General features: G+C 38.0%; 5 protein-coding genes. 2 read left to right on the top strand and 3 right to left on the bottom strand.

The window, feature by feature from the left end; genetic code table 11:
- Positions 1–298: 298 nt before the first annotated feature.
- The 3 genes from lysA to Q4496_RS14900 all read right to left on the bottom strand — a co-directional run bounded on the left by lysA (position 299) and on the right by Q4496_RS14900 (position 3,534).
- Complete coding sequence (lysA, locus tag Q4496_RS14910; protein WP_303610755.1) at positions 299–1,570, bottom strand: diaminopimelate decarboxylase; 1,272 nt, start codon at positions 1,568–1,570, stop codon at positions 299–301.
- 70 nt (positions 1,571–1,640) lie between these two features.
- Complete coding sequence (locus Q4496_RS14905; RefSeq protein WP_215971276.1) at positions 1,641–2,462, bottom strand: hypothetical protein; 822 nt, start codon at positions 2,460–2,462, stop codon at positions 1,641–1,643.
- Between the two features lie 7 nt (positions 2,463–2,469).
- Positions 2,470–3,534 carry an LD-carboxypeptidase gene (locus Q4496_RS14900; protein ID WP_215971275.1) on the bottom strand — a complete coding sequence of 355 codons (1,065 nt, stop codon included), beginning with the start codon at positions 3,532–3,534 and terminating at the stop codon, positions 2,470–2,472.
- 391 nt (positions 3,535–3,925) lie between these two features.
- Here Q4496_RS14900 and Q4496_RS14895 point away from each other — a divergent pair, with 391 nt between their 5' ends.
- Both Q4496_RS14895 and Q4496_RS14890 read left to right on the top strand, forming a co-directional pair.
- The gene (locus Q4496_RS14895; RefSeq protein WP_303610754.1) at positions 3,926–12,277 is read left to right on the top strand and encodes an SdrD B-like domain-containing protein; all 8,352 of its coding nucleotides are present in this window, start codon (positions 3,926–3,928) and stop codon (positions 12,275–12,277) included.
- Positions 12,270–16,364 carry an OmpA family protein gene (locus Q4496_RS14890; RefSeq protein WP_303610753.1) on the top strand — a complete coding sequence of 1,365 codons (4,095 nt, stop codon included), beginning with the start codon at positions 12,270–12,272 and terminating at the stop codon, positions 16,362–16,364. Before Q4496_RS14895 ends, Q4496_RS14890 begins: the two co-directional genes overlap by 8 nt.
- Positions 16,365–16,413: the final 49 nt, after the last annotated feature.

Here is a 16,413-nt window from a genome sequence, read left to right as displayed (position 1 = left end):
GTTATTGATGTGTATTGTGAACAGGCGACTGAAGTCGCCCCTACAAACGCCTCTACAAAAACGCCCATATAGAAAACGTCCAACGAAAGAATTAATTATCATCACCGTAGGGGCGAATTTATTCGTCCGATAAAGAATAAACCCTACGAAGGAATTGATTATCATCACCGTAGGGGCGAATTTATTCGCCTAATAATGGGATATAACATAATACAGCGTTATCGGCGTTTATTGTGCTCAGGCGACTGAAGTCGCCCCTACAAACGCCTCTACAAATGCCCGGACAAATACCCGTACATTATTTTAATAACCAATTAGGAATTATATCTTGAGCAATAACTTCTTCATAACTTAAACGCGATTTAATCACTGCGAATTGTTTATCATTAACCATGATTTCAGGTGCGTTGAGGCGAGTGTTATAGGTTGAAGACATAACAGTACCATAGGCGCCACAGCTTAAAATACCAATGAGATCACCTGCTTTTGCAGTCGGTAACTCTCTATTTTTCGAGAAGGTGTCGCCAGTCTCACAAACCGGACCAACAATATCGTAATGGGAGGTTTCTGTTATAGCATTACTAATTGGTTTTATTTGATGATAAGCATCATACATACTTGGTCTAACAAGGTCATTCATACCAGCATCTAAAATTAAAAACTGTCGCTCTTCCCCTTTTTTAACATAAACAACACTTGATACAAGTACACCTGCATTCCCAACAATTGACCTGCCTGGTTCAATAATTATTTTACAATCTAAATGACTAAGGCAATGTTTAACTATGGTTGCATAAGCATTTTTGTCAGGTTCAATCTCATCTTCACTGTAATCTATGCCTAAACCGCCACCAATATCAATAATAGAGATTTTATGTCCATCAGCTTTTAACACAGTAACAAATTCTGCAACCTTATTGAACGCTTCTTCGAAAGGTACTAGATCTATTAATTGAGAGCCAATATGCACATCGACACCCTGAACGATGATATTTGGTAATGAAGCAGCATAGCGATAAACCTCTCTCGCTTTAGCTATTGGAATACCAAACTTGTTTTCTGATTTTCCGGTGGTTATTTTTTCATGTGTTTTAGCACAAACATTAGGGTTTACTCTAAGTGAAATCGCAGGAGACTTATTTTTTCTAGTGGCTATTTGACTAATTAATAATAACTCAGGCTCAGACTCAACGTTAAACTGAAAAATATCATTATCCAGGGCCAAGGATATTTCAGCTTCAGTTTTAGCTACACCTGAAAAGACAATTTTATTAGCAGGTATACCGGCACTTAATGCTCTTCTTATTTCACCTTCGGAAACCACATCAGCCCCAGCACCTAAGTCGGACAGTGTTTTTAATATTGCTTGATTAGAATTTGCTTTTACCGCATAACATATCATTGTATCTAAATCGCTGAAGGCGGCTTCGTATTCTAAGTAAGCAGCCTTAATGGCAGCATAAGAATAACAATAAAAAGGTGTAGGAATGTCCTTAGCTATGGACTCTACCGACACATTTTCTATATGCATTTGATTGTCGATGTACGAAATGTGAGGTTTTATTTTCATAAATAATTCATTATTGATTTTAATATGAGAATAATATATTTCTTTTTAGGTTGGTAAGCAAGGGATACTATTATTCATTATTTTCTTCTAGTAATGAAAAGACAAAATCAACCATTTCAGTTTGTACTGATAGGTGATCTTCACCAAAACCATTATTGACTCTTTCTGCTTCCACATTGATATAACGATAGCCTTTCATTTCAGCATACACAGATAACGAACCATCGTCTTCTGATGGATCGTAAGCGACTTGTGGGTTTTGCAATACGGCATTCCATCCATGTTCTTTTGCTGCTTCAAAGTCTTTTCTATCGGTCATGAAATATAAGTCATCTTCATCATAGGAGCCATGAGATACATCAATTAAATAGTTAGCCCCGCTAGAAAATTTTTTTTGATAACGAATAATAGAGACATCACCAACACCATTTTTACCGTCATTTTCATAACCATTAGTGTTGTTATGCATAGCAACTAATGCCGTTGGCTTTTGGTTTCCGTTTAGCGCTTTGAGTACAAATTTGCTGAGATTTTCCGCTAATTGCTCGGTTTTATTAACCAAGTTTTTTTGTTCAGCAATAGTTGGATTTAATTTTTTTATACTTTCTATACGTCCATGTGACGTAAAGATACGGTTGGGATCTATTTTTACTTTTGTGCCGTCAATATTTAAAGTAATAAGGCGTTTACCATCTTGCCTTAAAATAATAAACACCCCACCTTTATCAACGACTTGCTTAGCAACATATTGATTGGCAACAAACTCTGTTTCGTGTGGAGCAAAAAAGACCCAGTCTTTAGTTGAATGGGGATCACCAACAACTTCTAAATAAATATCAGATTGTTGGGGGAAAACTAGCGCTTGAGATAATACGAATAGTAAATTATGCATAAGTTATCTAGCTAACTGCTGTTTCAGTTAATATTAATCGCTTGTTGGTTGCATCAAGTTTTGCCATAGCGCCAACAGGTATTGTCGATATATCATCAATATGCCCGATCATTAGGCCTTTTAATACTGGAATATTTAAATCGCCTAAACGCTCTTTAATTACTTCTTCGATACTTAATGAGTTTCCTGTTGCGGTGCAATCGGTACATTTACCAAAAACAATACCAGCGAGCTTATCTAATCGACCAGAGATTTTTAAGTGCGTTAACATACCATCAACGCGATAGGGCGCTTCCTCGACATCTTCTAAAAATAAAATTTTATCGGTGTAATCTGGTTCAAAAGGGGTGCCTATTAATTTCACCATCAAAGAAAGATTTCCGCCAATAAGTTGCCCATGTGCGACCCCTTTATTGATTAATGTTAGCCTATTGTCTTTTTCCGCTTGGCCTTCTTTTGCTTCAAAAAGAGGTGGTGTTCCAAGGTCTATATTCGCTTTGGGAGTAAATAATACATCTTTAAAACTTTTTAAGGTGTATTCAGTGAAATTTTGTTTGGCAATAGGTCCATGAAAAGTCACTAAACCGGTACGAGCATGAATTGCATTTAATAGTGCTGTTATATCACTGTATCCGATAAGTGCTTTGGGATTTTTTGCGATAAGATCATAATCTAAATAGGGCAAGATTTGAGGAGATCCGTAGCCACCTCGTAGACAAAAAATACCATCAACATTTTTGTCTTTGAACATGTTATTAACATCCCAAGCACGATTTTTATCACTACCTGCAAGATATCCTTTACGCTCAAAAATATATTTGCCCTGTTTTACTTTGAAACCAAAAGATTTAAGTACATCAATGGCGAAATGAATTTCCTCATCTTCCCATGTGTTACTGCTAGGAGTAATTAAACCTATGGTATCTCCTGCTTTTAAACGCTTAGGTTTTATTTGAGAGTGAGCATTAGCGCTAGTGTTTGATGTTGTCTTAGCGTTGCTAATATTAGGTAGCAAACTGGTAGCAATAGCAGAGCCTATTATTGCTCTTATAAAGTTTCGTCTTTGAGTCATGATTATTCCTACTTTTTTAACTTAATAATAAAATAGTATCACATAGAAAATAAATTATTACAGGGTTTTTATTTTTTTTGAATTTTATATTGCTGGAAATTTAAAAAGAAGTGATTCTATTTATTTTAACTACTACAGTATTTTATTTAACTTTCTGTTTTTATAGGTTTTAATTATGTGTTTTTATAGTATTAATAATTTAATTTTATAAAAAAATAAACTTATATGTGACTTTTTTATTGTTTTAACCGTTGTGGGTTTATCAGAGGATAAATTATTACTCTGAGATTTTTGTCCTACATAGACTTGATTTTATTAAAAAATTTCAAGTGGTTTATGAGTCGTTATTAAACGTTATTCATTGATGATTAATATAATAAAAAAGGAAGTTATGAAAAATTCATATTATTTAGTTTTTTTTATTGCACTTTTTAGCGCCAATATTTTTGCTGCTGATGTGCTTGTATCAACACTAGAAGATACTCCAGATCCCGCGCCTCGTGGTGGGGAAATCAATTATGCTGTTAAGGTGAGTAACAATGCCAGTGATACAGCAAATGATGTAACCTTGGTTTTTCCTTTACCAGCAACGACCACTTTTGTATCAGTTGATAATGGTAGCTGTGTTCATGATTTAGCTACACCCGGTACAGTAAATTGTGCTTTTGGTACTTTGGCAAGCTTGGCTGATATCGATGTAAATATCGTTATTAAGACGAGTGCTAGTACAGGAGCAGATATAGCGGTTACCGCAACAGCGGGAACTTCGTCTAGTGATATTAATTCTGGAAATAATAGCTCAACTCAAAATACCACTATTGATAATGGTGCAGATCTCAGTTTAACAATGAGTGATAGCGCTGACCCTGTTATTGCTGGCGGTGAATTTTATTACACATTAATTGTTAATAATGCCGGACCTAATGATGCTGAAGATATTAAAGTGATTAATACTTTACCTAACGGCGTTAGTTATGTTTCATACAGCGGCTCGGGATGGAGCTGTGGTAGTGCAAGTCAGTTAGTCACATGTACCCGAAACTCTTTAATTAATGGTACCAATGCTCCTGCGATTATTATTAATACCAAGGTTGAAGGAGCTATTACAGGTACTATTACTAACAGCGCTACTGTCTCAACTGAATCATTAACGACTAAAGACCCTATTGATAATAACAATACGACAACAGAAAACACTGTCATTAATCCCGGTACTGATCTCAGTATTACTAAAACAGTCGCATCGCCAATTATTGGCGGTGAAACCGTTACATTTACTTTATCTCCTCGCAATAATGGTCCATTTGATGCCAGTAATATAACGGTTGTTGATACCTTACCGAGTGATTTTACGTTTATAAGTGCTATCGGCACCGGTTGGAGTTGTTCTGGCACCGCTGGTACTGCTAACCCGGTAACATGTACTCGAACTTCTTATGCTGTCGGTACAACTGATAATATTATTATTACAACTAATGTCCCTCCCACAGGAGTAAATGTTGTTAATAGCGTCGTGATTGATGCTGATAATGATGATCCTATTGCAAGTAATAATACTGACTCAGTCACGTTTGATGTTGTTGCTGATGGCGCTGATTTAGAAATTTTTAAAACTAAAGGACCAAATCCTGTCGCACAAGGCTCTAATATGACCAGTACTCTGCGAGTCAAAAACAATGGACCTAGAACCACTACAGGTATCGTGACAATCGTTGACATCCTAGATGTGAATGAAAGCTATGTTTCTTCTTCTGGAACAAACTGGACTTGTGCTGTTACAGGATCTGGCCCTGAAGTAGTTACCTGTGAATATAGTAATCAATTATCAAATGGAAATTTTTCAACTTATTTATCTATAGTAACAACCGCAAATGCTGCAGGTACGTTAACTAACAATGCTTGTGCTACAGATGAAGATAATGGTACAACATTAGGCCAAGATGACCCTGTTGATCATAATCACTGTACTGGTGCAGGAGTAGAAAGTACGACTTTAATTGCTGACTTAGGTATTACTAAAAGTGTTAGCACAACCAGCGGTACAAATGATGTACTAGAAACAACGGAAAGCCAAGCAACTTATACATTAACAGTAACTAACTATGGTCCGAATACACTGAGTGGAACGGATAATGATGCCGTAGTAGTGACGGATGATATTCCTGGTTATTTATCAAATATTATTAGTGCTTCGCCTAATGAAACACCAATAGTAGTGACTGATAATTCAAGTAAATTCGATTGTACCGTCATTAATGGCACAGTGCGTTGTGAATTGAAAAATGGTTCTACTATGGCCATGAGTGATGTTTCAATTTTTACCATTACGGTTGATCGACCTTTAGCTGATGGCCTTTTGACGAATACTGCAGAAGTGGATTCCGCTGTATTAGGTGATAATAACCCAAATAACAATAGTGCCAGTATCAATTTAACGGTAGATCCTATTGCTGATGTTGAGATGACAGCATTAACTATTAACCCCAACCCAGCAAAAGCGGGTACAGATGTTAGCAAGGTACTTACTTTTAGAAATAATGGCCCATCACAAGCCGAAGGCGTTGTGGTAACCCATACTTTTGATCCTGATGCTGGTTTTACTTACGATCTAATTTCAGCGGTTTCTACACAGGGTAGCTGTGATCCGCTTAGTGGTAATGTGCTCACGTGTACTATCGGTACTTTAAATCGTAATGAAACTCATACTATTACACTCAATGCACGACCAAGTTGGGAAAATACTAACTCAGATTGGACATTAGGTAATGCTTCTGAAATTAAGACGACAACAGTAGAGAGCGATCTGACTAATAATGATAAAAGTAATAATTTAATCATTAAATCAGCAGAGTTAGATTTACTCATCAATACCACGGATGTCGAAGACCCTATAAGCTGGACTCCAACTCCTGCCGCATTCCCAGCAACGACTGATAACGTTATTCGTTATAAAATGGAAATTACCAATCGTGGTCCTTCTGTCGCTACTAGTGTCTATTTTGACGCCATATTAGCACCTGAAGCTGGTAAACAATTTACTTTTTTATGTGATGATGCAGGTAATAGTAGCTGTATTGGCGCTACTGCAATTTGTGATAATGTAGGAAGCTCGGTAACGGGTGCTACTACCATGACAATGCACTGTGAATTACCCGCAACTACTCAGTTAGAGGCTAATGATACATACACGCGTTATTTATTCTTTAAGGCTGATACTCAACCTAAGCCAACAGGCGATACCGTCACTATTACTCCAACAGTAGGCTCTAATGAAACCGATACTAATTTAGGTAATAATACAGAAGATGAAAGTACCTCGTTACGGATTCAACTCGATTTAACGGTTGATATTACGCCGTCTAAAACCTCGGTCACTGTATACGAACCCTTTAATTGGACCATGATAGTGGCTAATGATGGTCCTGGGGATAGTGCAGATTCAGAACTAACTAATAATTTACCTGCAGGCATGGAATTAACTGGACCACCGGTTCCTGCTCAGGGTAGTTGTACTGGAGCGGCTAATAATACAAGTTTTGTTTGTGATTTGGAGACCATCAATAATGGTGGCAATGTAATAATTGACGTGCCAGTCCGCTTTATTACTTATCCTCCAGGTGGAACGAGTACCAATACAGCGACTATTACCACCGCCGGTTTCGATTCTGATAGCACTAATAATACTGATAGTGACATAGTGCTGGTTACAAAATCGTCTATTGCTGGTCAGGTTTATGCAGACTTTAATGATGATGGGATAGTAGATGGTAATGAAGAAGGTATTGCCGGGGTTACACTTAACTTAAGTGGTACCGATCTTTATGGGAACATTGTTAATTTAAGCGAAACCACGGATGTCGATGGTAATTATTTATTTGATAACCTTATTCCTAGCAATGCTGCTGGTTATAATATTAGTGAAGTTCAGCCTAGTAGTTTTGATGACGGTTTAGATAATGCTTCAGGAAGTTTGGTTACTAATAGTCGTAGCACAGACAACATCAACGGTATTGATTTAATTGCCGATACCAATTTAGAAAACTATAACTTTGGTGAATTATATAAAGGTAGCTTAAGTGGTTTTGTTTTTGGAGATATGGATCAAAATGGCCTTAAAGATATTGGTGATAACGGGATTGCAGGTGTTACGTTAACTTTAACGGGTACTTCTAGTAATGGAGAAACACTTAATCTAGTACAACAAACCGATGCTGATGGTAAGTATCTTTTTACCAACTTACCACCAAGTAATGCTACGGGTTATATAGTCACAGAAACACATCCTACTAATTATCTTGATGGTCAAGAAAGTATCAATGGTGTTGTACAGGCAAATAGTGAGAGTAGTGATAGTTTAACTGCTATTCAAATAACCCTAACGAGTCAACTTGAAAATTATAATTTTGGAGAATGGTCAACGGCTTCAATTTCGGGTTATGTTTTTGTTGATGACAATAATAATGGTCAATACTCTATCAATAAACGGGCTTTAGCTGGGGTTGAATTAACGTTATCAGGTAAAAATATTTCTGATATTGCAGTAACACGAACCACCACAACCGATGCCAATGGTTTTTATTATTTTGGTCTATTAGATGCGAGCGATAGTAATGGTTATCAAATTACTGAAACACAGCCCGCTGATTATAACGATGGTTTAGATAGTATATCTGGCGTTGTTATAACCAGTAGCCGTGGTAGCGATATATTAACGGGCCTTAAATTAATTGCGAACCAAGAGCTTACCAACAATAACTTTGGTGAAGTCTATAAAGGTCAATTAAGTGGTTTTGTTTTTATTGATGCTAACCAAGATAGCCTTAAAAATAATAATGAAACAGGGATCGCTAATGTTGAAATGACATTGGTTGGTACGAGTTTATATGGAGAGACGATAAACCTAGTTCAGAAAACAAATGCTAATGGTTATTATCTCTTTACCCAATTACCACCAAGTAACGCATCTGGTTATCGCTTAATAGAAACGCATCCTGCTGACTATCTTGATAATAAAGAGAGTATTGCCGGTATCGTCGTTGCTAATAGTGAAGCGAGTGATACCTTAGACGCTATTCAAATTAACTTAAACAGTAAGCTAGATAATTATAATTTTGCTGAGTGGGCTATTGCGGCTATTACGGGTACTGTTTTTGTTGATGCTGATGCTGATGGTATTTATTTAGCTAATTCAAAAGATGAAGTAGGTATAGCAAACGTTAGTCTTACTTTAACTGGTAAAGATAATGTTGGTGCAGTTGTCGAGCGTCATACAACGACAGATGCAAATGGCTTATACCTATTTGATTTATTACAACCTAGTGATGAGAACGGCTATCAAATTAGTGAAGTACAGCCAAAAGATTATATCGATGGCTTAGACAGTATTGCAGGGGTAATTGTTGCAAACAGTCTTGCTTCAGATAATTTGACTGGCTTAGTGCTAAAAGCAAAGGTGACGTTATCAAACAATAATTTTGGTGAGTTATATCAAGGTAGTTTAAGTGGTGTTGTTTTTGTTGATAACAATAAAAATGGTCTTAAAGATACCACTGAAAGTGGCTTAGCTAATGTTGAATTAACATTAACGGGTACCAGTAAAAACGGACAAGTGATCAATTTAGTTCAACAGACTGATGCCGATGGTCAATATCACTTTACGCAATTACCACCAAGTGATGCTGCTGGCTATAGCTTGATAGAAACGCATCCAACTGAATATCTTGATGGCCAAGAAAGTATTGCTGGTGTGATTGTTCCTAATAGTCAAGGTAGCGATATAATCACGAACATTAAAATCACATTAACCAGTAAGTTAGAAGCGTATAATTTTGCTGAATGGCCAATTGCTTCTATTGCCGGTGTTGTTTTTATTGATGCTAATGCCGATGGCCTTTATACAGCCAGTGAAACAGGTATTGCCAATGTCAACCTTACCTTAACAGGCAAAGATCACTTAGGTAGTAGTGTTTCTCGTACTGTAAAAACGGATGACGAGGGGAGATATTTATTTGACTCATTAGACCCGAGTGATGTCAACGGTTATCAAATTAGTGAAGCACAGCCTACTGAATACTTAGATGGCGCAGAAAGTATTGGCCAGCAAATTATTGCTGATAGTTATCAAACTGATAGCATTATTGACATACAACTTGCATCAAACACACAGCTTGAAAACTATAACTTTGCCGAGTTAGAAGGTGCGTCACTCAGTGGTGAGGTTTGGGTTGATGAAAATGATAATGGTGAACGTGATGAAAACGAATTACTAACGATTGCGGATGTCACTATCACATTAACAGGCCTTGAATCTTGGCAAGAAGATGAAAATGTTGAATATACTCAAGTAACCGATAGTGAAGGTAAGTATAACTTTGTCGGATTACGTGCAGGCACTTATGTTCTTAGCCAAACACAGCCTGCAGCATGGCACGATGGTAAGGAGCACCTCGGTAGTCTAGAGGGCGAAGTTAGCAATGATCAATTTAGTAATATTATCATTGTTGCTGGTAATAACGGCGTAGATTATAACTTTGGCGAACGAGGTAGCCTATTAAGCGGCAGAGTATTTAATGATCAAAACCGAGACGGTAACCGTTCAGAAACTGAGCCGGGTATTCCAAATGTTGTTATACAGCTTGAAGGTATCGATCTTGATGGCCATCCGGTGGTTCGCAGTGTATTAACTGGGGTTGATGGTCGTTATACCTTTGAACATTTACCATTACCTAATAGCCAAGGTTATCTGGTAACGGAAACACAGCCAAGTGATGTAGATGATGGACTAGACAGTATTGGTAGTCATGGTGGTGAGTTACACAATGATTCATTCAGCGAGATTATTTTTACTGAACATATTAGTCATCTTACTGACTATGATTTTGGCGAGTTACTTAGAGACCCCGCTAGTATCAGCGGCTTGGTATGGTTAGATAGTAACCACAACCGTGATGAAGATGAAGGTAATGGTCTTGAAGGTTGGACCGTTCAGCTTATTGATACACGAGATAATCCTAAAAATAATCAAGATATCACACCTATTGCGGTCGTAAAAACAGACAGTAATGGTCGTTATTTATTTGAAGGTTTATCACCGGGTGTTTATGAAGTGCGTTTTATGCACGAACAAAATGGTGCCATTTATGGTTATGGTGTTTCCGATGAAGCAGGTGTTGATTTATCTTTTGGTACTATTCGTAACATCACCTTAGAGGTTGGTGAGGATATTGAAAATCAAAACCTACCGATTGATCCGTCAGGCATTGTTTATGACAGTAAAACTCGAGAGCCTGTTGCGGGTGCTACTGTTCGTTTTGAAGGGCCTGCAGGCTTTGATCCAGAACGTGATTTAGTTGGTGGTTTAGATAATGTAGAACAAATCACCGGGGCAGATGGTGTTTATCAATTTCTAATTTTTAATTCTGCACCTAAAGGGGTTTACACCCTTGTCGTAACCGAACCAACGGGTTATTTACCCGGAGTATCTAGAGTATTGTTAGCGTGTACTAATACTGTCGACGTGCTTGCATCGCCAAATCCAGCGTTGGTACAACGTCAAGATAGTCCTCCTGCATTGAGTGCTAGTGTTCAAGATCCTGAAACTTGTGGTGCTACATCGGCAGATTTTTCCGACGGAGACGAAGGAACACAGTATTACTTAACTTTCAATATTGACCCGTTATTACCATCAGGCAATATTATTAATAATCATATTCCTGTTGATCCTATTGATAATGAAATGCTGGGTGTCATTAAAACGACTAACGTGAAAAATGCTTCTCGTGGTGATTTTGTTCCTTACTCTATTGTTGTCACGAATAATCAAAACTTTAGTTTGAGTCAGCTTAGTGTCATTGATCAATTGCCGCCAGGATTCAAATATGTTGAAGGCTCTGCGACTATTGACGGCGAGAAAGTTGAGCCACTTGTTACTGAACGCCAACTTATTTGGTCTGATTTAGATTTCACCCCAAATCAACAGTATCAAATTGATCTTATTACTATTATTGGAGCTGGTGTTGGCGAAGGAGAGTATGTCAATCAGGCATGGGGTGGATATTTACAAAGTCAATTAGTTGTTACTAATATTGCTGACGCGACCGTACGTATTGTGCCAGATCCGTTATTTGATTGTTCAGATATTATCGGAAAGGTATTTGATGACTTAAATGCTAATGGTTACCAAGACAAGGATGAAGCTGGCATACCCGCAGTACGTTTAGCTACGGCAAAGGGGTTAGTAGTTACTACCGATGAACAGGGCCGTTATCACATCGCTTGCGCTGGTGTACCGAATGAAATGCGCGGATCTAATTTTATTCTTAAAATTGATGAACGTACTTTACCGTCAGGTTTTAGAATCACGACTGAAAACCCAAGAGTTGTTCGTTTAACGCGCGGTAAAATGGTAAAAGCTAACTTTGGTGCGACCATTCACCGTGTTGTGCGTATTCAGCTAAGTGCTGGTGCTTTTGAAGGAGATAAGTTGAATGATGAGTCTCAACAACAGTTGCAATCAGCGATTAAGGCGCTGCACTTTAAACCATCGATTTTACGTTTAGCTTATGCCAAGCATGATGAAAGTGATGACTTGATAGAACGCCGCCTAACTTTATTACGCGAAAGTAGTGAAGAGTTATGGCAAGAGTGTGACTGTCAATATGAACTGATTATTGAACAAGAAATATATCAGGATGAGGGAAATATTAACGATGTTGTTAATGTAAGGAGAGCTGGCAATGAGTAATTTAATGGTGCGTCGCAGTTTACTAGCTAGTTCAATCGCGCTTGCTATATCTACCACAATACCTGTTGTTGCTGAGCAGTTTTGTGAAGAATCCAGTGTTTGTACTTCACGTGATTCCGCCGGTCGTGTTAGTGAAGACAACAGTCAAGTACTTGTTAAAAAACAAGAGAATACAGAGAAAAATTTAGCGAGTGCATCTTGGGTTTTCCTTGGCTTGCCTGATGTACCCAATAATAGTCAGGCAACTCTTGCGCTTGAACCAAAAACGTTAGAGATGGAAAACTTACCTCAAGTTCATTTTTCTTCAGGAAAACATGCACTGTCCAATGAATTAACATCAGTGTTTGATCAGGCTATTGAAAGCTTGAAAGGAAAGAAAAATGTACGATTACATTTTGTTGGTCATGCTGATAGCCAAGCATTAAGTACCAGAAGTCATAAAATTTATGAAAGCAATGTAGCGTTATCAATAGCTAGAGCCAAGGTAGTCGCTGAGTATTTTCAACAAAAATTGTTATTGGCTGATACCGCGATAACTATTGAAGGTAAAGGGAGTAATGAACCACTCACGTCTAATTTAACCGAAAAAGATAGAGCTCAAAATCGTCGAGTAGAATTAAATGCTTGGTTTGATGATGAGGTTGTTATACCTGAACCTATGATGTCGATGATGCGCAATGATGTTTGTCAGTTTACTAGTACAGAGGCTCGTCCTTTAGTGATTAGTATTGATGGGCAAGTATTGAACGACATAGAGCAAAGTAGTAATGCAGATCATCAACGCTGTACTGATGTTGCCTTGGATCAAGCTGACATTAAGTTACAGTATGATAATTTATCAATAAAACCAGCATTAAATATGACACCTGTGCTGCAAGAGATTGATGAACATTGGCAAATATATTGGCAAGGTTATAGCAATTATCTTAATTTTATTGATAAAGCAGAGGTACGTGTATTTAGTAATAGGCAATCATCTCAGGCTGATCCTGTTGCGATCATTTCACTTAATAAAGCACTTCAAGCTCAGTGGGCACTGCCTGATACGCCATTGGCTGAATATCATTACTTATTAAGAGTCTATGATAGTGAAGGCAATTTTGATGAAACACAACTCTCGGCTATGCCTACAAGTACACCTCTACGTCCTGATTTACCTGTAAATCAAGCAACATTAAGTGGCTATGGCGAGAGTCGACTTGTATTGCAAAATATCCCGTTAAGTGGTGGAACGTTAACGGTTAATGGCGAAAAAGTGCCAGCTGAACATCACGTTTACTTTTTAGGTCAGCAAGTACCTGTTAACGAACAAGGTGAATTTGTAAATCAACAAATAATACCTTCGGGGCAATTCAATGCGGAAGTGGCAGTACTTGATAAAGATGGTAATGGGGAACTATTTCAACGTCATCTTGAATTGAAAAAAGAGGATTGGTTCTATGTTGGCTTAGCTGATATAACCCTAGGTAAAAACTCTACCAATGGTGCGGCTAAACTTTTGACTCAGGACGATGCCTTTGATGACGACCTATTCATTGATGGACGTCTTGCCTTTTACGCAAAAGGTAAGTGGCGTGATAAATACACCATCACTACCAGCATCGATTCAACGGAAGAGCCGTTAGAAGATTTATTTTCTAATTTTGACAAGAAAGACCCAAGTAGTTTATTACGACGGTTAGAAGAAGAAAACCATTATGCAGTTTATGGCGATGATTCAACACTTGTTGATGACGCGCCTACGCAAGGTCGTTTCTATGCCAAGATAAACGATTATAAATCTCATTTAATGTGGGGTAATTTTATCTCTGATATAAATGAGACAGAATTTTCTCGTATTGAGCGCGGACTCTACGGTGCTAGTCTAGATTGGAATGGTGAAAAATTAACGGAATTTGGCGAGCGTACTACGCAAGTTGATTTATTTGCTGCTGAAGCAGGTACTAATGCCGCTTACGAAGAATTCCGTGGAACAGGCGGTTCATTATACTATTTGGGCAATCAAGATATTAGCCAGGGCTCAGAACGTTTATCCATTGAAATACGTGATAAAGATTCTGGTTTAGTGTTAAGTTCACAGCCTTTAGTTGCGGGTGTTGATTACGATATTAATGCGATTCAAGGACGAGTTTTATTAACAACACCATTATCTTCTATTAGCCAAGATGATCAAACGGTTAGAACAGGTGGTTTATCTGGTCATTCGGCCTATTTAGTGGTTAATTATGAATATACACCGGGTTTTGATGAGTTAGATGACTTAGCGCTTGGCGGACGAATAAGCCATTGGGTTAATGATAGCTGGAAAATAGGCTTTAGTGGCAGTAAGCAAGATATGGGGATTGAAGACCACAAGTTACAAGGTCTTGATTTAACCTATCGTCACTCTGCTCAAACTTATATTAAATTAGAAGGTGCTCAAACCGAAGGGCAAGGTGTTACAAGTATTAGCTCCAATAATGGTGGCTATCACTTTGGCGACTTAACTGCGCCAGTCGCAACTGATGATAAAGCTCAGGCGTTGCGCGTCGAATCTGCATTTCTTTTTAAAGATTTAGGTTTGGACAATAATGGACGAGGAAATATCTATTGGCAAAACCGTGATGCAGATTTTTCAGGCGTTGGTCAATTTAGTCAATATGATACTGAGCAAGCGGGTATTCAAATCAATCTACCTGTGGGGGAAGACACTGCAGCGAGTTTGAAAGTTGACTCGAGAGACGAGCAGGGCGGTATAGATAAATTTAGTGCCGAGCTAAACTTACGTCACGATCTTGATCAACAATGGGCTATTAGTGCCGGTTTACGCGCAGAAAATAGTGAGGCTACGACAGAAGCTCAGCAACAAAATATAGGTAAACGAACCGATTTAGCGGTACAGGTTGACTATCAACATGATGCTAATTGGGGGCTACTCGCTTTTGTACAAGGAACGTTAACGCACGACGAAAGTAAATTAGCGAATAACCGTGTGGGTCTTGGTGGTAATTATCAAATATCTAAAAACATTAAGTTAAATGGTGAAGTCTCGGGTGGTAATCAAGGATTAGGTGCCTTAATAGGTACTGATTATCAGTATGATGATGCCAGTAATATTTATTTAAATTATGCACTGGATCCTGACCGAACTGATAACGGTTTAGGTGGCCGAAATGGGCAGCTCGTTAGTGGTATTCGTCATCGCTATAGTGATACCGTGAATGTTTATGGTGAAGAGCGCTATCAACATGGAGATAATCGTGTTGGTTTAACACATGCTTACGGTATTGAGTATTTGCCAAGTGAACGTTGGTTGCTAGGACTCAGCTTAGAGAACGGTACGCAAGAAGAGCCTGGACGCCCATCGTTGGAGCGTAATGCTGTGGTAGTAAATGCCAATTACGCGACAACAGATTTTAAATATGGTGGTGCGTTAGAGTATCGAAATGACAAACAAGCGTTGGAAGAGCGTGACTCTTATTTAGTTAGAAATAACCTTTCTTATAAAGTGAATCCTGATTGGCGAGCGCAATTACGTATTGATTTTGCTATTAGTAATTCGAGTATCGATGAAAGTTTAAATAGTGATTATAGCGAAGCGCTTTTAGGTTTTGCTTATCGACCTGTTACCAACGATAGATTTAATGCTTTGCTAACTTATAACTACTTATATGATTTAGCACCTGCAGAACAATTTACTGCCAGTTATCAGCAGAATGATTATCAACAACGCAGTCATGTTGCGGCCATTGATATGAACTACGATTTAACCGCCCGTTGGACTATTGGTGGTAAAATAGCTCATCGTAAAGGTGAAATTCGAGCAGGTAGAGAAGCTGGAGAATGGTTCGATAGTTCATCTAGCCTATATGTTGCCAGAATTGATTGGCATGTTATTAGACATTGGGATTTCTTAATTGAAGGACGTATGCTTGAAGTCAGTGAAGCTGACGATAAGCGTAGCGGTATGTTGGTTGCTTTGCATCGTCATATCGGTCAACACTTTAAAGTAGGTGTTGGTTATAACTTTACCGATTTTAGTGATGATTTAACTGATTTAAATTACGATTCAAAAGGTTGGTTTATTAACTTAGTCGGTAAGTTCTAAACAATAAAACCAACTTAAATCACATTACTTTTGTATATTTAAACTCCCT

Source organism: Colwellia sp. 5_MG-2023 (genome assembly GCF_030547795.1).
In the GTDB taxonomy this organism is placed as follows: domain Bacteria; phylum Pseudomonadota; class Gammaproteobacteria; order Enterobacterales; family Alteromonadaceae; genus Colwellia.
This window is presented reverse-complemented; position numbering and strand designations above follow the sequence as displayed.